Origin of the sequence: Lysobacter concretionis Ko07 = DSM 16239 (assembly GCF_000768345.1) — a bacterium.
Taxonomy (GTDB): domain Bacteria; phylum Pseudomonadota; class Gammaproteobacteria; order Xanthomonadales; family Xanthomonadaceae; genus Novilysobacter; species Novilysobacter concretionis.
In genome coordinates, this window is record NZ_AVPS01000001.1 from 25000 (window position 1) to 43025 (window position 18026).

Consider the following 18026-nt stretch of genomic DNA (forward strand, 5'->3'; position numbering starts at 1 on the left):
GAACACAGTATGTCTTTCAGCTCCAACTCCGGCGGCGGCGCAATGGCCGATATCAACGTCACCCCTCTGGTTGACGTGCTGCTGGTGCTGTTGATCATCTTCATGGTCACGGCACCGATCGCCTCGTATCCGATTGAAGTCAACCTGCCGCAGCGATCCACCCAGCCGCCACCGCTGACCGAGCCGCCACCGCCGGTGCGTCTGCGGATCGATGCTTCGGGCCAGGTGTTCTGGAACGACTCGCCGTATCCGTTGCAGACCATCGCGAACATGATGCGGATCGAAGTCGAGCGCGATCCGACCAACCAGCCGCAGCTTGAGATCGATACCAACGATGATGCCGATTACGGCATCCTGGCCAAGGTCCTGGCGCATGCCAAGAACGCGGACATGAAGAAAATCGGCTTTGTGCAGAAATAAGCACTGAAAAGCAAAGCCAGTCGTGGATTGAAAACGCCGCCTTCGGGTGGCGTTTTTTTTGATTCTTCACGGATTGCCGGGGGAGGCGGGTTCGACGCCTACGGTGCAACTGCCGGCCGTGGGAGCGGAACGGACGGCGCGGCGTGCTCCACCGTCGCGGATGCCGGCGCACCGTGCCAGGTTGGCGTGGCAGCAAGCTCGACCCGGCGTGCAACGGTTTCAGCAGGAGCCCATGAGACGGGTCCGGCAGGTCCCCGCCCGCTTCCCGGCCGGCCGGTCAGTCCTCGGTATGCAGAGACGGGTGAAGGATCGCCAGATAGGCACTGACCGTGGCCGGAAGGCCCGTGTACAGCGCCTCGCCGATCAGGGCATGGCCGATCGAGACTTCGAGGACCCCCGGGACCGCGTGCAGGAACCCGCCAAGATTCGCCTGGCTGAGGTCGTGGCCGGCGTTGACGCCAAGACCGGCGGCCTGGGCGCGTCGGGCGATGCGGGCGAAGCGGGCCAGCATCGGCGCGGCGGTTCCGGCCGCGGCGGCTTCGGCGTAGGGCCCGGTGTACAGCTCGACCCGGTCGGCGCCGATCGCCGCCGCGTGTTCGATACCTTCGGAACGGGTTTCGTCATCGGCGTCGGCGAACAGGCTGACCCGGCAGCCCATCTGCCGCAGTTGTGCAACCAGCGGCCGCAGGCGTTCGCCATCGCGGCGGAAATCGAAGCCGTGGTCGGAAGTGAGCTGGCCGTCGCCATCGGGCACCAGGGTCGCCTGTGCCGGGCGCACGGCGTCGCACAGGGCGAGGAAGCCGGGGTAACCGGGCCGCGGCGGTGCAAACGGGTTGCCTTCGAGGTTGAACTCGACGCCGCGCGCGGCGGTGAGCTCGGCCAGCGCATACACGTCCTCGGCACGGATGTGGCGTGCATCGGGTCGCGGGTGCACGGTGATGCCATGGGCGCCGGCCTCCAGGCAGGCGCGCGCGGCGCGCACCACGTCGGGCTCGGCGCCGCCCCGCGAATTGCGCAGCACGGCGATCTTGTTGACGTTGACGCTGAGGAAAGTCATGCCGCCAGCTTAACGCAGGCACTGCGGGCGAGGCCGGCCCTCAGTGGGCCGTATCGGTATTTGCGGCGGCGCGCTTGCGCGCTTCGGCCTGCTCACGTAGCCGCCGCAGTTCATCCGGATGCAGCATCAGGCCTTCGTCGCGGCTGCGGCTTTCCACCCGGCGTGCGAGCAGCTGCATGACCCCGGTCAATCCCGCTCCCAGTGCCAGGAGCAGGCACGTCACCAGCAGCGCAACCGACGGGGTCTTGAAGGCGACGGCCAACGCCGTCAGGGCAAGTGCGAACAACAACCAGGGCATGGCGAGTGCTCCACAGGGCGGACCGATGGAGTCTACGGCGTGGCAGGCCCGGGACGGAAACCGGTCGTGACACGGGCCGGGCCGCCGGTCGGGCGGTGCGGTCCGGCGTCCGGGCCGGCAGGAGGTTGGCCGCTGCCATCGGAGCGGTTACAGCAACGGCGAAACCAGCCGGGCGAGCGCCTCGGGCAGTCGGCTGAGCCACAGCGAACGGTTGCGGTCATCGCGGACTTCGACGCAGTCGAGACAGTCGTGTTCGACCAGACGCGACAATTCGGCGACCAGTCCACGATCGTGGAACATCACCGAGATCTCGAAGTTGAGCCGGAAGCTGCGGTGGTCGAAATTGGCGCTGCCGATGATCGCAACGTCGTCGTCGCACAGCAGTGCCTTGCTGTGCAGCATGCGCGGGCCGTATTCGAGGATCTTCACCCCGGCGTCGAGCAGGTCGTCGAAATAGGAGCGTGCGGCGTAGGTGACCAGCCGGCTGTCGCTGATCCGGGGCACCAGCAGGCGCACGTCGAGGCCGCCGAGGGCGGCGGAGGTCAGCGCCATCATCGCCGCCTCGCCGGGCACGAAATACGGCGTCATCAACCAGACCCGCTTGCGCGCGGACTGGATCGCGCCGACGTGCAGCCGATGGATCGCCTCCCACGGCGAGTCCGGCCCGGACACCAGCACCTGCGCCGGGACCGCGCCGGGCTGCGGTGGCGGATGCTGCAGCTGCAATGGCGACGCACCGGTGGCGTAGGCCCAGTCCTCCACGAACACCAGCTGCAGCGAGCGGACGATGTCGCCTTCCAGGCGCAGGTGCAGGTCGCGGTAGGCGGTCGCCAGCAGACCCTCGTCTTCCTCGTCGGTCACGTTGATGCCGCCGGTGAAGCCGATGCGGCCGTCGATCACGACGATCTTGCGGTGGGTGCGCAGGTTCAGCCACGGCCGCTTCCAGGGCCAGCGCACGCGCATCGGATGGAACCAGGCCACCTCGCCACCGGCGTCCAGCAGGGGTTGCAGGAAGCGGCGCGAAGCCTTGCCGGAACCGACCGCATCCAGCAGCAGGCGCACGCGGACCCCGGCGCGGGCGCGTTCGATCAGCGCGTCGCGCAGCGCGGTGCCGGTGCGGTCGGGCTGGTAGATGTAGTACTCCAGATGGATGTGCTCGCGCGCACTGGCGACATCGGCCAGCAGTTGGCGGTACTTGGCGGCGCCGTCGATCAGCAGTTCGGCGCGCGTGGCGGTGGTCGGTGGCAGGCCGGTGGTGGACTGGGCGAGCCGCGCCAGCTCGATCGCCGCCGGATTGGGCGCCTGTCCCGGCGGCGGCGCAGGCAATGCGGCGCGGACGCGGGTCCGGCGCAGGCGCTGCCGGTGGATGCGCTGCGGACCGAAGAAGAAATAGATCACGAAGCCCAGATAGGGCAGCGCGGCCAGACTGATCAGCCAGCTGATCGTCGCCACCGGCTCGCGCTTCTGCAGCACGATCCATATCCCCAGACCGAGCACATAGAGCACCCAGCCCGCGACCAGGTACGCCTTGAGATGCTCGATCGTCGCCATGTTGTGCCACAGGTCGAGCACGGCGTTGGGCATGGGCTGGGAGCCTGAATGGTTAAGAGGCGTCTCTTGCGCCGAGACGGGGCCGTCCTAGGCTAAGCGCTTATGGATGACGCCCGCAAAGCACAGGTGCCGATCAAGGGTCGTGGCGCCGCCTCCAACGTGACCGGTCGGTTCGCGACGACGGCGGTGCAGGGCGCGGACGACGGCTGGGGGTCGGTCTATGAGGTCCTGGCCGACACGCCGCGACCGCGGACCACGGTGACCGAGGAGCGTGCGCGCAGCGTCATCAGCCGCAACCGGTCGCCGGACGTGGGTTTCAGCCAGTCGGTGAATCCCTACCGCGGTTGCGAGCACGGCTGCGTGTACTGCTTCGCACGCCCTTCGCACGCCTATCTCGACCTCTCGCCAGGCCTCGATTTTGAGACCCGCCTGTATGCCAAGACCAACGCGGCCGAGCGCCTGCGAGCGGAGCTGGGCAAGCGGGGCTACCGGCCCGCGCCGATCGCGCTGGGCATCAACACCGACGCCTACCAGCCGATCGAGCGACGCTACCGGATCACCCGCGAGGTGCTGGAGGTGCTGGCCGAATGCCGGCATCCGGTCAGCTTCATCACCAAGAGCGCGTCGATCGAGCGCGACCTCGACCTGCTGGCGGCGATGGCGCGTGATCGTCTGGTCACCGTGTATTTTTCCGTGACCACCCTGGACAACCGGCTGGCCGCGCGGATGGAGCCGCGGGCCAGCGCGCCGCACGCCCGGCTGCGGGCGATGCGTGCGTTGAGCGATGCCGGGGTGCCGGTCGGGGTGATGGTGGCGCCGGTGGTGCCGATGATCACCGACGCGGAACTGGAGCACATCCTGGAGGCCGCCCACGGGCACGGTGCGCGCGCGGCAGGCTACGTGCTGCTACGGCTGCCGCACGAACTCAAGCAGGTCTGGCGCGAGTGGCTGCAGCTGCACTATCCCGAGCGCGCCGAACACGTGATGAGCCTGATCCGGCAGATGCGCGGCGGCAGGGACTACGACAGCGCATTCGGGACCCGCATGAAAGGGCAGGGGCCGTTCGCGGACCTCATCGCGCAGCGCTTCGGCAAGGCCCGCAAGCGATTGGGTTACGGCCGGCTACCGCCGCTGGACTGCTCAAGGTTCGTTCCGCCGCATAAGCCGTCGCCGCAGGGTGCGTTGTTTTAGCGATCGGTTGAAGGCGCCGCGTCGTTCAGCCGCCGAAGCCGGGCCACAACGGTCCATCCAGCCACAGCCAACGGGTCATCCAGGCGCAGACGAACGCCACCAGCATCGTCAGCGGCACCCCGACCCGCACGAAATCGCCGAAGCGGTACTGGCCCGGGCCAAGGATCAGCAGGTTGCCATGGTGGCCGATCGGGGTCAGGAACGCGACCACCGCGCCGAGCGCCGTGCACACCACGAACGGGGTGGGGTCCAGCCCCAGCGACTGCGCCAGCTCGATCGCGATCGGGCCCAGCAGCACGGTCGTGGCCGAGTCCGACAGGACCTGGGTCAGCAGCCCGGCCATCGAGAACAGCACCAGCAGGATCGCCAGCACCGGCCAGTCCGAGACCACCAGGCGCAGGCCCGATGCCAGCAGATTCGCGGTGCCGGTCTGCTCCATCGCGATGCCCAGTGGAATGACGCCGGCGATCATCACGAACACGCGCACGTCGATCTCGCGGTAGGCCTGGCCGATGTCCACGCAGCGGGTGGCGACGATGGCGACCGCGCCGAGCAGGAAGGCCAGCGGCACCGGCAGCCACTCGAACACCGCCGCCAGCACCGTCAGGCCCAGGATCACCAGCGCCAGCGGCGCGCGCACGCGACGCTTGGCCTCGCCGGCAAACGGCACCAGCATCAGGAAGCCGTGGTGGGTCGCCAGTTCGGCAAAACGCGCGGGCCGGCCCCACAGCACCAGCAGGTCGCCCTCGCGCAGGCGCGCATCGGCCAGCCGCGGGGCGACGTGGCCCTCGCGTCGCCACAGGCCGACGATCACCGCCCGGAACTGGCGCGAGAAATCCAGCTCGCGGATGCTGCGGCCGATGAACTCCGAACCCGGCGCGACCACCGCCTGCACCAGCTGCGCCTTGCCCTCGTCATCGCCGGTGGCGCGTTGGCCGAAACGCGAGATCGCATGCAGGTCGATGCCGGCATCGTCGTGCAACGAGGCCAGCGCATCCGCGGACGCCTCCACCAGCAGCACGTCGCCGCTGATCAGAGGACTGGCATCACCCAGGTCGCGACGCAGCTTGTCGTTGCGCAGCCAGCCGATCATGTGGAACTTGTCGCCCAGTGCCTTCTGCAGTTCGGCCAGCGGCCGGGTGCTCCAGCGCGACCCTTCCACGATCAGCAGTTCGGTGCGGTAACGGTCCAGCCGCAGGTAGTCCTCATCGCCGGCGTCGGCGCCGCGCTTGGGCAGGATCCAGCGCGTCAGCAGCATGTAGGCCATGCCGATCAGCACCAGCGCGATGCCGATCGGGGTGATCGAGAACACCCCCAGGCCTTCGGCACCGGTGCGCTTGAGCAGGTTGTTGGCCAGCAGGAAGGCCGGCGCGCTGACCAGGGTCAGGCAGGTGCCCAGGGAGGCGGCCAGCGACATCGGCATCAGCAGCCGCGAGGGCGCCAGCCCGTGGGTTTTGGCGAATCGGCTCAGGATCGGCAGCATCATCGCGGTCACCATCACGTGGTGGGTGAACGAGGCCATCACCGCCACCGCCGGCATCGTCACCGCGATCGCGCGTGCCTCGCTCTTGCCCGACGCGCGCCCGATCCACTGGCCGATGTGCTCGGTGATGCCGGTCGCGCCCAGCCCGCCGGAGATCACGAACACCGCCGCGACAATGATCGCCGGCTCACTGGCGAAGCCCGACAGCGCCTGCTGCTCGTCCAGCAGACCCGTCACCACCAGCGCCAGCAGGATGAGCATCGCGGCCACGTCGACCCGCACCCGTTCGCTGATGAACAGGTACAGGCCACCGGCAAGAATCAGCAGGAACGTCACCTGCTGCAGTGTGATCGGAAGCCATTCCATGGCGCGCATTGTGCGTTACAACAGGGCGGCACACGAAACGAAGCCGGTTCTGCGCGACCGCCCGCCTGCCGGCCACCACCGGGCCATCACGGCCGATCGTTACACTGCCCACCGAGTTGACGAACGACACGATGACCCGATCCCCACTCCCACCCTCCGTCGATGACCGCGCCCGCCCTGCGATGGCGACGTCCGGCATCGGCACGGCGATCATCGGGCTGGACGGTCGTTGGCGCGAGGTGGGTCCGATGATCGGGACGATGCTCGGCGCGACCGCCGATGGCACTGCCGGCACGTTGATCGGCCGCTCGCTGTTCGATGCGGTCCATCCGGACGACGTCGCCGCGCTACGCGGAAATTTCGACGAACTGGTGAGCGGCACGATCGCGGTGATCGACCGACGCCTGCGTTGCCTGCGCCATGACGACCGTGCGTCCGGGGCCGACGGCTTTCCGGCCCACATCCACGCGGCGCTGACACGCGATGCCGATGGCGCGGCCGGTTCCGTGGTCGTGCAGCTGCGCGATCGCACACCGGAAGAAGCCGGTGCGGAAGGACCCGAGGCCATGCTCGAGATATCGCGCCGGCAGTTGCAGCTGTTTGCCGATGCCGTGGCGCACGATCTGCGCGCACCACTGCGATCGATCGAGAGTTTTTCGTCGTTGTTGGCCAACCGGGCGGGCGATGCGCTCGATCCGACCGGCCGCGACCATCTGGCACGGATCCGCCAGGCGGCGAGCCGGATGGGCAGCCTGCTGGCCGCACTGGGCGAGCTGTCGCAAGCGATGGTGGCCGACCTCAAGCCGGGCCCGGTGGACATCAGTCTGCTGGCCGACTGGGTCGCCGCGGAATTGCAGGATGCGCACCCCGGCCGTGTGTTCCAGGTCCGGGTGCAGCCGGGACTGACCGCCCGCGGTGACGAGCACCTGCTGAAACTGCTGCTGACCCAGCTGCTGGACAACGCGTGGCGATTTACGCCCGAGGACGAGCCGGTACGCATCGAGATCGATGGCCGCCGGGCCGATGGCAGACTGCTCCTGTCCGTGCGCGACCACGGCCGCGGGTTCGACATGCGTTATCTTCACAAGCTGTTCCAGCCGTTCCAGCGACTGCATGGGGCAGATGAAGGTGCCGGCCACGGTCTTGGCCTGGCCATTGCGCAGTGCATCGCCGAGCGTCATCACGGCCGCCTGCGCGCGGAATCCGAACCGGGCACCGGCAGCACGTTCCATCTGGAACTGCCCGGCGCGCGGGATTGAGGGGGGGCGATGAACAAGGTCATTTTGCTGGTTGAAGACAATCCCGACGATGTCGAGCTGACCCGGCTGGCATTCGACGAAGCCAAGATCGCCAACCAGCTGGTGGTGGTCGGCGACGGCGCGGAGGCGCTGGACTACCTGTTCGCGCACGGAAAGTACGCCCATCGCGATCCGACCGACCTGCCGTCCATCGTCATGCTCGACCTCAACCTGCCCCGGGTCGACGGCCGCGAGGTATTGCAGGCGGTGCGTGCGAACGAGACGACCCGGACCCTGCCGGTGGTGGTGCTGACCACCAGCACCGAGCCGTTCGACGTCGAGGCCAGCTATGCGCTCGGGGTCAACAGCTACATCCAGAAGCCGGTGGATTTCGAGCAGTTCGTGTGGGCGGTCAAGCAGGTCGGCCTGTACTGGCTGGTGCTGAACCACCCGCGCAGCGCGTAGCGCATCACGCACCTCAGCCCCACACCTCACGCCTGGGCGTACAGGACCTCCGCCCGCTGGAACAGGATCCAGCTGGTGGCGATGACCTTGTCGCCACCCTGCGGCCGGTTGCCGCGGTGGGTGTGGGTGAAGCCGGCCGGCGCGATCAGCAGCGAGCCGGTGCGCGGCGCGATCTTGCGCTGCTGGTAAAGGAACTCGGTCTCGCCCTGCTCGAAGCCGTCGTTGAGGTACGCCGTCCACAACAGGTGCCGGTGCAGGGTTTCCGCGTGCGGCTCGCGCGGGTATACCTCGCAATGCCAGTAGGGGTATCCGCCGCGGCCGCCGTGGTAACGCTGCAGGTTGATCGCGCCCGGCCGCAGCACGGTCCGCACGACCGGCGCGAGGCTGGCGTCGTCCATCGCGCGCAGGCGCTCCGGGGTCAGCCGGTGATGGCGGCCGTCGGCATCGGGCACCTCCAGCATCAACGGCGCGATCAGGGTGTGCGGGTAGCGGCGCACATAGGCCAGCAGCGTGGTGAACATCGCGGCATTGAGCGAGGCTTCCGTATCGCGCCACTCGGGCCGCCCGCTGATGGTCAGGTCGAGGCTGTCCTTGAGATCGACATGCACGCCGCCGCCGACCCGGCCCGGCGCGGTGTCGCCGCTGCGGCTGAACCGCTCCACCAGTGCCTCGCACCATGCGCGGTCCAGCGCCCCGTCGTGCACGTGGATGAAGTCGTTCGGGTCGGGCGAGGCGGACATGCAGGCTCCGTGGGCAATGGCGGCAACGGTCGGTAGTCGGGTGGCGATCGTCGCACTTGCGGGCGACAAACCGAAGCCGGGAATCCAGGTCGACCGCACGCCAGAGTTGTTACCCGCGCCGCATCCGGGGGCAACAGCGGTGTATCCGGGCGTGGCCTTGTCCCGATCCGGTACGCCACATTGGCCAGCCAGCCAGAGCCAGCCAGGCATCGGCCGGACGCGGGACGCACCGGACTTCGGCCATCGTCAAAGGAGTCATACATGCGGCGATCGCGGCTTGCGCGGTCATCACCCCTGCGGCGGCCGGAAGGCCGGGGGCGACGTCGTCTGGACCGGTTCGACGCAGTTGTCCCGCAAGTCGACATCCTTCAGCGCAGCGCGTCCAGATCCAGCCCGTGCTTGCGGCACAGGCGGTACACCGTCATCCGCGACACCTTCAGCCGGCGCGCGGTCTGGCTGATGTTGAACCCGCTGTCGCGCAGGCAGCCCAGGATCGTTTCGCGCTCGGCGGACTCGCGGGCCAGATCGAGCGCCCCGCTGCCGCCGGCTGCGGGCGCGATGTCGTCGAGTCCCAGTTCGGCGGCGGTGATCAGTTCGGCCTCGGCCGTGACCGCCGCGCGCTGGACCCGGTTGAGCAGCTCGCGCACGTGCCCGGGCCAGTCGAAGGCGCGCATCGCGCGTGTGGCCTCGCGGCTGAAAGCGCGTGCGCGGGTGGAGTGTTTGAGGCGGAATTCGTCGAGGAAGTACTGCGCCAGCAGCGGGATGTCGGTGCTGCGGTCCGGCAGTGCCGGCATGTGCAGCCGCAGCACGTTCAGGCGGTAGAACAGGTCGCTGCGGAAGCGCCCGTCGGCGACCGCCTGTTCCAGGTCGATGTTGGTGGCCGCCAGGATGCGCACGTCGATGGCGACCGGCTGGTGACCACCGACGCGCTCCAGGCTGTCTTCCTGCAAGACCCGCAACAGGTTGGTCTGCGCATCCAGCGGCAGGTCGCCGATCTCGTCGAGGAACACCGTGCCGCCGTTGGCGGATTCGAACAGGCCCGCACGTCGTGCCGTGGCCCCCGTGAACGCACCGCGTTCGTAGCCGAACAGTTCCGACTGCACCAGGTGGGGCGGCAGTGCACCGCAGTTGATCGCGCTGAAGGGTCTGGCGCGGCGGGAGGAGAGGTCGTGCAGGGCGCGTGCGGCGACTTCCTTGCCGGTACCGGTCTTGCCGGTGATCAACACCGGCAGTTCCACCGGTGCGTACCTGCGGATGCTGGCATGGGTGGCGCGCATTGCCGGACTCTTGCCGATCAACGCATCCAGCCCGGAGCGCGCGGTGTCCTGCGGGCCATCGGCAAGCCGCCCCAGCGACAGGATCATCCGAGGCAGGTCGACCGGGGTGGAGAAGGCTTCCACGCAACGCTCCAGCAAGCGCCGGATCGGCGATGGATGGTCGGCGTCGGCCGTGGGCAGGATGGCGATCAGCGACAGGTAGTCGTGGTCCGAGGTCAGCTGCTCCAACGCGTCCAGACAATCGGCATGGCCGCTGCGCAGATCCACCAGGCCCACCACGGTGTCCCCGCTGCGCATGCCGATACCCTCGGTGGTATCGGCGATACGGACACGCCAGCCGGCGGCGGCGAGCGCGTCGCGCTCATGATTGAGTGGCCTTCCGAACCAGATCACGCATTGTCTGGACAACGCCGGGACTGCGCCCATGAACCTACCCCAGAAAACGGAGTCGGACAGACATGCGGCCGAACGCACCACCCCCCTTGGCAAGACCGACCGCCGGATCCGTTCCGACGGGATGCGCCGCGGTTCTGGCGGGTGCAGGACCGGCGTTCGCGATGGGACGGCTGCACCGGGCGGCCAAACCCTGTCCGCCTGGATGGCGCCGATCCCGGATGTGACAGCGGGTCAACCGCGGTGGGCGATCAACGAGCCCGGCCGCTTCCCTCCGGCTTTGTCTGCCCCACGAAACCGTGTTGTCGTGGCTTTGCGGACATTGGGTAGGAACGCAGGCAGCCGGGATCAGCGGCCACCTCCTGGGGCGTCCATTCAATCGATCGTCGGTCGTGACGCGCGGGCGACGGTCGATCCGCCCGCCATCGGAACACCCGCTTTTGGAGCTGCCGCTTTTGGAGCTGCCGAAGCCGGCTCAGGCGGTCGCGGCGTCGTGTTGCCGGTGATACGTCACCGCCGCCTCGACCTCGTTGCGCGAGCCCAGGAACACCGGCACGCGCTGGTGCAGGCCGGTCGGCTGCACCTCCAGCATGCGCTGGCGGCCGGTGCTGGCCGCGCCGCCGGCCTGCTCGACCAGCATCGCCATCGGGTTGGCCTCGTACATCAGCCGCAACTTGCCACCCTTGGCCTCGCATTTGGCATCCAGCGGGTAGCTGAAGATGCCGCCGCGGGTCAGCAGGCGGTGCACGTCGGCGACCATGCTGGCGACCCAGCGCATGTTGAAATCCTTGCCGCGCGGGCCGGTCTTGCCGGCCAGCAGGTCGGCCACGTAGGCCTGCATCGGCGGCTGCCAGTGGCGCTGGTTGGACATGTTGACCGCGAACTCCTGCGTCTCCGCCGGGATCTGCATGCCGCGCGTGGTCAGCATGAAGCTGCCGATCTCGCGGTCCAGGGTGAACGCGTGGGTGCCGTGGCCGACGGTCAGCACGAGGGTGGTGTTCGGCCCGTAGGTGCAATAGCCCGCCGCCAGCTGGCTGGTGCCCGGCTGCAGGTAGTGTTCGTCGGCCGGCACGGTGACGCCTTCGGGGCAACGCAGCACCGAGAAGATCGTGCCGACGGAAATGTTGACGTCGATGTTGGAGCTGCCGTCGAGCGGATCGAACAGCAGCAGGTAGTTGCCGCGCGGGTACATGTCGTCGATCGGCACGCTGTGGTCCATCTCCTCCGACGCCAGGCCGGCGAGGTGACCGCCCCAGGCATTGGCTTCCATCAGCACGTCGTTGGCGATCACGTCGAGCTTTTTCTGCGCCTCGCCCTGGATGTTCATGCTGGCCGCGCCCGGCGTGCCCGCATCGCCGAGCACCCCGCCCAGCGCGCCCTTGCCGACCTCGATCGAGATGCGCTTGCAGGCCCGGGCGACCACCTCGATCAGCAGGCGCAGGTCCGGGCCGATGTGGCCGGCGCGTTCCTCCTCGATCAGGAAGCGGGTCAAGGAGTGGCGGCTGGTCGGAGTGATGGACGACATCGTGGCGTTTCCGGGGCAGTGGCGAGGGCCGCATTGTAAGCCGCCCGGAGTCTGCGGGCCTCCGCGCCCTTCAGTCGGTGACGACGATACCGGCCTGTTCCAGCAGAGCACGCAGGGGACGTAGGGGTTTCTCGTAGCGCTTCCAACGTTGCAATGCGGAGCGGTAGATCGGCGCGCGGACCTGGGTGGCGCTGGCGGTGGCGACCGCTGCGGCGTTGTGTTCGAAATGAAGGCAGGCCTCATCCCAGGGCAGGTCGCAGAATGCCAGCAGCCGGCGCGTGCTGTGTTCCTGTTCGGTGACCACGGACTCGTAATCCAGCTCGAAGATCCGGCCCGGGAACAGGGCTTTCCAGTGCGCCATCAAGCGGTCGAACAACACGTAATAGCGGCCGGTATCGAGCAGGTCGTAGGAGTAGCCGAAGTACGGCGATTCGGGGGCGAACAGCAGGCGGAAGTTGCCCAGACACGTGTCCATCGGGTTGCGGCGCACACAGACGATCTTTGCGTTGGGCAGCGCCTGCGCGATGTAGCCCAGATAGAGGAAGTTGTGCGGCAACTTGTCGGTGAAGTGCGGCGCATGGCCGGTGAGTGGCCGCGTGCCCCGCAGGTAGTCCGAACCCAGCCGGTGCCAGTCGATCCGGCGCGCACGGGCGATGTCGTCGGGGTCGAACATGCGGAACGACGGCCCGCCCATGGCTTCCTTCCAGGCCACGCCGAAAGCATGCAGTTCGCCGGCCGACTGCACTTGGGGATGGCTGGACAGGATGCGATCGACCAGGGTGGTCCCAGAGCGCGGCATGCCGACGATGAAGATTGGTTCGCTGGTGCCGTTTCCGGTGACTTGGGGGGACGGCGGCGGCACCGCCCGGGCGAGCGCATCGAACATCGCCTCGTCGCGACGGATCGAATAGCGCAGCAAGGCCCGCGGCGCCGACTTGCCCCGCACCAGATGCTCGAAGGCCTGCGCGTGCTCGTCGAGGTCTTCCAGTTCCTTGGCCAGCGCCATGTTGAGATAGACCGTGGCAGTGGTGCTGTTTGCCGGGTCGGCCAACAATGCACGCAGACGCGGTATGTGATTGGAATCCGGGGTTTGCCGCCGCAGTTGCGACAACGAAAGATGCGCCTGCCAGTGGCGCGGGGCGAGCGCGATGCAGGCTTCGTATTCGCGTTCGGCGTCGGCCAGCTGGCCGTGGAACATCAGCGACGTCGCCAGGTTGTAGCGGTATCCCGCATGCCCAGGCGCATGCTGCACGGCGCGCCTGAGCACGGTTGCGGCGCGATCGTGCAGGTTGCACAGCGTGTAGAGATCGCCGGCCCGGTCCAGCGCCAGCGCATCATCCGGGGCCAACGAGAGCGCCCGTTCGATTTCCGCCACGGCCTCGCCCGTGCGCTGCAGCATCGCCAGCGCGCGCGAGATACAGCGCGACCTCGGGGTTATCCGGGTCGAGCAGCGCGGCCTGCCGAAGCAGATCGGCGGCGTCGTGGGCCTGGTATCGATCCAGCGCGGCGGCGCCGGCGATGAACAAGTCTTGCGCCGATGGCGCGGCCTCAGCCGCATCCGGGGTGTCGGTCATGGGTTCTGCCGGCCGGTCGCAGGGAAAAAGTGGCCGGGAGTTGGAGGGCAGTGAAAGCCGGAGGTTGCGATCGTACGAGTCACCGCGTCTGTCGGCCTGACCGAGGCGCGGATCACACGTCGCCGTCGGCCAGCCAGCCTTCGCCGGTGCCGCGGTGGTAGACGGCATCGGTTTCCAGCACGTCGCCGGCGGGGATCGATTCCTGCGTGGCGAGCCGCCCATAGATCGGCGCGAAGTCCGGGCCGGTGGCGTCCATCAACTGCTCGAAGCTGTCGATCACGAAATAGGTCTTCTGGTAGGTGTCGATGCGGTAGCGCGTGCGCATGATCCGCTCCAGGTCGAAACCGATCCGGTTCGGCGCGTCGCTGTGCAGGCAGTGGATCGATTCGCCCTTGGACGACACGATGCCGCTGCCGTAGATGCGCAGGTCGTCCTTCTGGCCGCTCTTGCCCTGTCGGATCAGGCCGAACTCGACCGTGTACCAGTACAGCCGGGTCAGGTTGACCAGCGCGTCCGTGCCGATGCCGTGCGCCTTCACGCCGCCGCGGCCGTAGGCAGCCATGTAGTCGGCGAACACCGGATTCATCAGCAGCGGCACGTGGCCGAACAGGTCGTGGAACAGGTCCGGCTCGGCCAGGTAGTCCATCTGCTCGGGCTTGCGGATCCACCAGGTGACCGGAAAGCGGCGTTGGGCGAGGTGCTCGAAGAAGGTCAGCTCCGGCAGCAGGCCTTCCACGCCGATCAGCTCCCAGCCGGTGGCCGCGTGCAGGATCGGATTGAGGTCGGCGAACTTCGGGATGCGGTCCGGCGTCATCTCCATCGCGTCCAGCGCAGCGATGAACTCGTCGCAGGCCAGGCCCGGCAGGATCCGCTTCTGGCGCTCGAACAACTGCGCCCAGACCGCATGGTCGGTGTCGGTATAGCTATCCCAGGGCTGCTCGACGACGGCGGTGGTGTAGACCGGCACGTAGCCCTTGTCGGTCAGCTGCGATTCGACGCGGACAGGCGATTCCATGGCGCGGGTCTCCGGTAGGGGGATGGCGTGCAGAGGCATGGCCGTGGCCACGTTGGATCACGGGATCCGCACGAGACCATTCACTCTAACGGGATGTCCGCGCAACCGTATTGCGTTGTTGCTTGATATGCAGGTGATTGCGCACGACTATTGCTTGATCTCAAGAATTGGTGCAACGACATGCCAAACCCCACCCTCGACCGGACGGACCTGCTGTTGCTGGCCGAACTGCAGCGCGCCGGCCGCCAGACCAATGCCGAGCTGGCCGAGCGGGTCAACCTGTCGCCGTCGGCCTGCCTGCGCCGGGTCCAGCGGCTGGAACGCGACGGCGTGATCGCCGGCTACCGCGCGGTGGTGGATCCCGAACGGCTCGGATTGGGCCTGCAAGCGTTCGTCCGGGTCCAGCTGAGCCGCCACGACCCCAGCGCGATCGAGGTGTTCGGCGAGTTCGTCAACCAGTGGGACGAGGTGGTCGCCTGCCACGCGCTGACCGGCGACATGGACTACCTGCTGCAGGTCGTGGTGCGCGACCTCGAGCATTTTTCCCGCTTTCTGCTCGACCACTTGCTCAACCAGGCCGGCGTCGACGACGTCAATTCCAGCTTCGTGCTGCGCACGGTAAAGGCGTTCCGCGGGATGCCGTTGCCGGGGCGGTGAGGCGGCCTTTCATTCGACCAGTCAATCGGCCAGTTCCTGCCAGCGGTAGGTTCTTCTATCCGCCAGGGCGAGCAGATCGCGGTCCTCCGGGGTATCGCCGTACGCAAAGATCCGGTCGTAACTCGACAGGTCGTAACGCTGCCGGACCCCCGCGCGGTGATGGTGCCGTCGAAATCGAGCAGGGCAAGGTTCATGGGCCGCTGCCGGGGCGAACCGGAAATCTACTGACTTGCGCCGGCATTGGCCGCACACACCGGCTCGCGCCCCAGCAGGCTTCCCAGCCGCGATTGCTCGCGCGCGCAGCGCTCCGCGGCTTCGGCGGCGGCCTTGTCTTTTGCCGCGGCGATGGCGCGTGCTTTTGCCGTGGCGGCATCGATGCGGGCCTGCTGCATCGCTGCCAGCCGCGCGCGGATCTGCGGCATTGCCGCCATCGCGGCTTTCTCGCCTTCCAGGATCGCGTTGTTGCGCTGCTCGAAGCTGGCCGGCCCGATGTCGTCGACCTTCGGCCGGATCACCACGTCGGCGCGCGCCAGTTCCTGCGCGCCGAGCTTGCGGCCCATGATCGCGATGGACTGGTTGAGGTTGCCCAGCAGGCTGCCGGGCGGCTTGCCGCTGGCGACGGTGGAGATGTCCACCGCGATCACGAAATCCGCGCCCAGCTCGCGCGCCGCATCCACCGGCACCGGGCTGACAATGCCGCCATCGACATAATGCTTCTGGCCGATGGTGACCGGTTCGAACACGCCGGGAATGCTGCTGGACGCACGCACCGCCTGGCCGGTGTTGCCGCGCACGAACACCGTGCGCTCGCCGGTCTCCAGCTGGGTGGACACCACCGCGAACGGCTTCTTCATGCGCTCCAGCGGGCGCTTGTCGACCAGCTCGTTGACGTAGTCCTGCAGCTTCTGGCCCTTGATGATGCCGCCGGAAAACAGGCTGACGTCGCGGATTTTCGACTCGTCCAGCGCGAACGCCTGCTGCTGCATCTGGAACGGGTCCATGCCGCTGGCGTACAGCGCGCCGACCACGCTGCCGGCGCTGGTGCCGGAAACGACCACCGGTTCCAGACCGTTGGCTTCCAGCATCTTGATCACGCCGATGTGGGCGAACCCCTTGGCCGCGCCGCCGCCCAGCGCGATGCCGATGCGGAGGTCGGCCACCGGTTCCGGCGCGATGACCGCCGGTGCGGGCGTCGGCTTCGTATTGCCGGTGCAGGCACCCAGCAGCGCGGCCAGGCACAGCGGCCACCACGAACGGCGGCGCTGGAGAGAGTCGGTGGTCGGCATGGTGAAGTCGGGACGTTCAGGATGGAGGGAGCGGGTAAGGATACGGGTCGCGGCTTGAACGCCATCCATCCCCGTGCCCGGTGGTGGCGGGGGCGGCTGATCCGGAGCAAGGAAGGTCTGTCCGATCGTCGGGGGAACCGGCGTTGTCTTCCAGTGGGAGCGATGCATGGCGTCGCGACATCCAGCGGGACACCGGCCGGCATCGCAGGACTGGCGGCAATGGGGGATCGCATGACTACATCGGGCGCAAATGCAAAACCGGATGGCCGCTTGCCGGCCATCGTGGTTGGCCGCGGTGAAACCGGACTGGGGGCGCTGCGTGCGCTGGTGCTCGCCGGCATTCCCGCTTACGTGGCCTGCCCGAAGGACGACCTGGTCACCCGGTCGCGCTGGTACCGGCCGGTACCCGGCGCCGGCTGGGACGGGTCGATCAACGCCGCTACGGCCGGGCTGCTGCGCGCAATGCCGCTGGAGGGCGCCGTGCTGGTACCGGGATGCGACGATGCGGCGCTGTGGCTGGCCGACCTGCCGCATGGCGACCTCGGCAGCCGCTTCCGGGTCAGTTCCAGTCCGCGCGCGAGCCTGGAGATCCTGCAGGACAAGTCGCTGTTCGGCCGTTACCTGGGATCCACCGCGATCCCGCATCCGCGTACTTTCACGATCTCCAGCGCCGCGGACGTCGCGGCAGTGCCGTTCGACTCGCTCGACCGGGTGTTCGTCAAACCCGCCGACTCGCAGGCGTTCAACGCGGCCTTCGGTGCCAAGGGGATATGGGCCGACAGCCGCGCCGGGTTCGAGGCGATCTGGCACCGGCTCGACCAGCGGGGCTTCAAGCTCATCGCCCAGGAATACGTTCCCGGCACCTCGGCCGACCACTACTTCATCGACGGCTTTCGCGATGCCAACGGTACGCTCACCGGGCTGTTCGCGCGGCGCCGCTGGCGGATCCATCCGGCGGATTTCGGCAACAGCTCGTACTGCGAAAGCGTGCCGTTGCAGCAACTGGGCGCGGCGGTCGGGCATCTGGAGACCTTGTTGGCCGACCTCCAGTACCGCGGCATCTTCAGCGCGGAGTTCAAGCGCGATGCCCGCGATGGCCGGCTGTGCATTCTCGAGGTCAACACGCGTGCCTGGTGGTATGTCGAGTTCGCCGCGCGGTGCGGCGTCAACGTCTGCGCGATGGCTTACCAGGACGCCCAGGGCCTGCCGGTCACGCGGTCGCAACACGCGCCGGTCAGTGGCGCCGGGTGCGTCCGGCTGGACGACGACTTCAAGGCGGTGCGCAGCCTCGGCGCGAGCCGGTCGTGGTGGCGCGCCGCATGGCAGTGGGCGCGTGCGCACCATCACGTGTTCCGTTGGGATGACCCGCGTCCGGCCGCGGCATTGCTGTGGGCCGGCCTGCGCCGGCGCATGACGCAGGCATTCAAACCGGCGGTGACAGGGGAGGTCGCTGCACTGTCGCGCGGTAAGCGTGCGTCGTGATCCCGACG

The 18026-nt window shown here is 68.1% G+C and carries 17 protein-coding genes; 6 read left to right on the plus strand and 11 right to left on the minus strand.

All coding sequences use genetic code 11. The features are described 5' to 3' along the window. The first annotated feature begins 9 nt into the window (after window positions 1-9). A complete protein-coding gene (locus tag N792_RS00110; RefSeq protein WP_036191305.1) occupies window positions 10-420 on the plus strand; it encodes an ExbD/TolR family protein in 411 nt (136 codons plus the stop codon). A gap of 277 nt (window positions 421-697) precedes the next feature. On the opposite strand, the gene N792_RS00115 is transcribed toward N792_RS00110, so the two are convergent. From N792_RS00115 to cls, 3 genes are all read right to left on the minus strand, one after another. Continuing rightward, window positions 698-1477, minus strand: a complete 780-nt coding sequence (locus tag N792_RS00115; RefSeq protein ID WP_036191307.1) for a pyridoxine 5'-phosphate synthase — start codon at window positions 1475-1477, stop codon at window positions 698-700. Window positions 1478-1517: 40 nt separating this feature from the next. Further along, on the minus strand, window positions 1518-1775 hold the full coding sequence (locus N792_RS00120) for a hypothetical protein (RefSeq protein WP_036191309.1): 258 nt from the start codon (window positions 1773-1775) through the stop codon (window positions 1518-1520). A gap of 147 nt (window positions 1776-1922) precedes the next feature. Then, window positions 1923-3359, minus strand: coding sequence for a cardiolipin synthase (gene cls / locus N792_RS00125; protein WP_036191312.1), 1437 nt, complete (start codon window positions 3357-3359; stop codon window positions 1923-1925). A gap of 69 nt (window positions 3360-3428) precedes the next feature. Here cls and N792_RS00130 point away from each other — a divergent pair, with 69 nt between their 5' ends. Then, a complete protein-coding gene (locus N792_RS00130; RefSeq protein WP_036191314.1) occupies window positions 3429-4517 on the plus strand; it encodes a PA0069 family radical SAM protein in 1089 nt (362 codons plus the stop codon). Between the two features lie 25 nt (window positions 4518-4542). Here N792_RS00130 and N792_RS00135 read toward each other — a convergent pair whose 3' ends face one another. After that, window positions 4543-6366 (minus strand): SLC13 family permease, encoded by a 1824-nt coding sequence (locus N792_RS00135; protein WP_224743890.1) that lies wholly within the window; start codon window positions 6364-6366, stop codon window positions 4543-4545. 131 nt (window positions 6367-6497) lie between these two features. Between N792_RS00135 and N792_RS13300 the strand changes: the two genes are divergently transcribed. Both N792_RS13300 and N792_RS00145 read left to right on the plus strand, forming a co-directional pair. Beyond that, window positions 6498-7625: an ATP-binding protein gene (locus N792_RS13300; RefSeq protein WP_156969239.1), complete on the plus strand. Its 1128-nt coding sequence runs from the start codon at window positions 6498-6500 to the stop codon at window positions 7623-7625. Between the two features lie 9 nt (window positions 7626-7634). Further along, window positions 7635-8069, plus strand: coding sequence for a response regulator (locus tag N792_RS00145; RefSeq protein ID WP_036191320.1), 435 nt, complete (start codon window positions 7635-7637; stop codon window positions 8067-8069). A 26-nt stretch (window positions 8070-8095) separates the two neighbouring features. Here the strand turns inward: N792_RS00145 and N792_RS00150 are convergent, their stop codons facing one another. From N792_RS00150 to phhA, 6 genes are all read right to left on the minus strand, one after another. After that, complete coding sequence (locus tag N792_RS00150) at window positions 8096-8809, minus strand: 2OG-Fe(II) oxygenase (protein ID WP_036191322.1); 714 nt, start codon at window positions 8807-8809, stop codon at window positions 8096-8098. A 368-nt stretch (window positions 8810-9177) separates the two neighbouring features. Beyond that, the gene (locus N792_RS00155; RefSeq protein WP_036191324.1) at window positions 9178-10512 is read right to left on the minus strand and encodes a sigma-54 dependent transcriptional regulator; all 1335 of its coding nucleotides are present in this window, start codon (window positions 10510-10512) and stop codon (window positions 9178-9180) included. Between the two features lie 442 nt (window positions 10513-10954). Further along, complete coding sequence (locus tag N792_RS00160) at window positions 10955-12004, minus strand: class 1 fructose-bisphosphatase (RefSeq protein ID WP_036191327.1); 1050 nt, start codon at window positions 12002-12004, stop codon at window positions 10955-10957. Between the two features lie 70 nt (window positions 12005-12074). Then, window positions 12075-13403: a tetratricopeptide repeat-containing sulfotransferase family protein gene (locus N792_RS00165; protein ID WP_224743891.1), complete on the minus strand. Its 1329-nt coding sequence runs from the start codon at window positions 13401-13403 to the stop codon at window positions 12075-12077. Then, window positions 13339-13578 carry a hypothetical protein gene (locus tag N792_RS14070; protein ID WP_191150484.1) on the minus strand — a complete coding sequence of 80 codons (240 nt, stop codon included), beginning with the start codon at window positions 13576-13578 and terminating at the stop codon, window positions 13339-13341. Before N792_RS14070 ends, N792_RS00165 begins: the two co-directional genes overlap by 65 nt. Before the next feature lie 112 nt (window positions 13579-13690). Beyond that, window positions 13691-14593, minus strand: a complete 903-nt coding sequence (gene phhA, locus N792_RS00170; protein WP_036191329.1) for a phenylalanine 4-monooxygenase — start codon at window positions 14591-14593, stop codon at window positions 13691-13693. A gap of 180 nt (window positions 14594-14773) precedes the next feature. Between phhA and N792_RS00175 the strand changes: the two genes are divergently transcribed. After that, window positions 14774-15250, plus strand: coding sequence for an Lrp/AsnC family transcriptional regulator (locus N792_RS00175; RefSeq protein WP_036191331.1), 477 nt, complete (start codon window positions 14774-14776; stop codon window positions 15248-15250). 221 nt (window positions 15251-15471) lie between these two features. On the opposite strand, the gene N792_RS00180 is transcribed toward N792_RS00175, so the two are convergent. After that, a complete protein-coding gene (locus N792_RS00180; protein ID WP_036191332.1) occupies window positions 15472-16536 on the minus strand; it encodes a patatin-like phospholipase family protein in 1065 nt (354 codons plus the stop codon). Between the two features lie 231 nt (window positions 16537-16767). Between N792_RS00180 and N792_RS00185 the strand changes: the two genes are divergently transcribed. Next, window positions 16768-18018, plus strand: coding sequence for a carboxylate--amine ligase (locus N792_RS00185; RefSeq protein ID WP_191150485.1), 1251 nt, complete (start codon window positions 16768-16770; stop codon window positions 18016-18018). Window positions 18019-18026: the final 8 nt, after the last annotated feature.

Bases quoted from the DNA above. Each gene is read 5' to 3' on its own strand.
- N792_RS00120 (WP_036191309.1), bottom strand. From the start codon at position 1,775: ATGCCCTGGTTGTTGTTCGCACTTGCCCTGACGGCGTTGGCCGTCGCC.
- N792_RS14070 (WP_191150484.1), bottom strand. From the start codon at position 13,578: ATGACCGACACCCCGGATGCGGCTGAGGCCGCGCCATCGGCGCAAGAC.
- N792_RS00115 (WP_036191307.1), bottom strand. From the start codon at position 1,477: ATGACTTTCCTCAGCGTCAACGTCAACAAGATCGCCGTGCTGCGCAAT.
- N792_RS00160 (WP_036191327.1), bottom strand. From the start codon at position 12,004: ATGTCGTCCATCACTCCGACCAGCCGCCACTCCTTGACCCGCTTCCTG.
- phhA (WP_036191329.1), bottom strand. From the start codon at position 14,593: ATGGAATCGCCTGTCCGCGTCGAATCGCAGCTGACCGACAAGGGCTAC.
- N792_RS00175 (WP_036191331.1), top strand. From the start codon at position 14,774: ATGCCAAACCCCACCCTCGACCGGACGGACCTGCTGTTGCTGGCCGAA.
- N792_RS00150 (WP_036191322.1), bottom strand. From the start codon at position 8,809: ATGTCCGCCTCGCCCGACCCGAACGACTTCATCCACGTGCACGACGGG.
- cls (WP_036191312.1), bottom strand. From the start codon at position 3,359: ATGCCCAACGCCGTGCTCGACCTGTGGCACAACATGGCGACGATCGAG.
- N792_RS00110 (WP_036191305.1), top strand. From the start codon at position 10: ATGTCTTTCAGCTCCAACTCCGGCGGCGGCGCAATGGCCGATATCAAC.
- N792_RS00185 (WP_191150485.1), top strand. From the start codon at position 16,768: ATGACTACATCGGGCGCAAATGCAAAACCGGATGGCCGCTTGCCGGCC.
- N792_RS00155 (WP_036191324.1), bottom strand. From the start codon at position 10,512: ATGGGCGCAGTCCCGGCGTTGTCCAGACAATGCGTGATCTGGTTCGGA.
- N792_RS00135 (WP_224743890.1), bottom strand. From the start codon at position 6,366: ATGGAATGGCTTCCGATCACACTGCAGCAGGTGACGTTCCTGCTGATT.
- N792_RS00165 (WP_224743891.1), bottom strand. From the start codon at position 13,403: ATGCTGCAGCGCACGGGCGAGGCCGTGGCGGAAATCGAACGGGCGCTC.
- N792_RS00145 (WP_036191320.1), top strand. From the start codon at position 7,635: ATGAACAAGGTCATTTTGCTGGTTGAAGACAATCCCGACGATGTCGAG.
- N792_RS00180 (WP_036191332.1), bottom strand. From the start codon at position 16,536: ATGCCGACCACCGACTCTCTCCAGCGCCGCCGTTCGTGGTGGCCGCTG.
- N792_RS13300 (WP_156969239.1), top strand. From the start codon at position 6,498: ATGACCCGATCCCCACTCCCACCCTCCGTCGATGACCGCGCCCGCCCT.
- N792_RS00130 (WP_036191314.1), top strand. From the start codon at position 3,429: ATGGATGACGCCCGCAAAGCACAGGTGCCGATCAAGGGTCGTGGCGCC.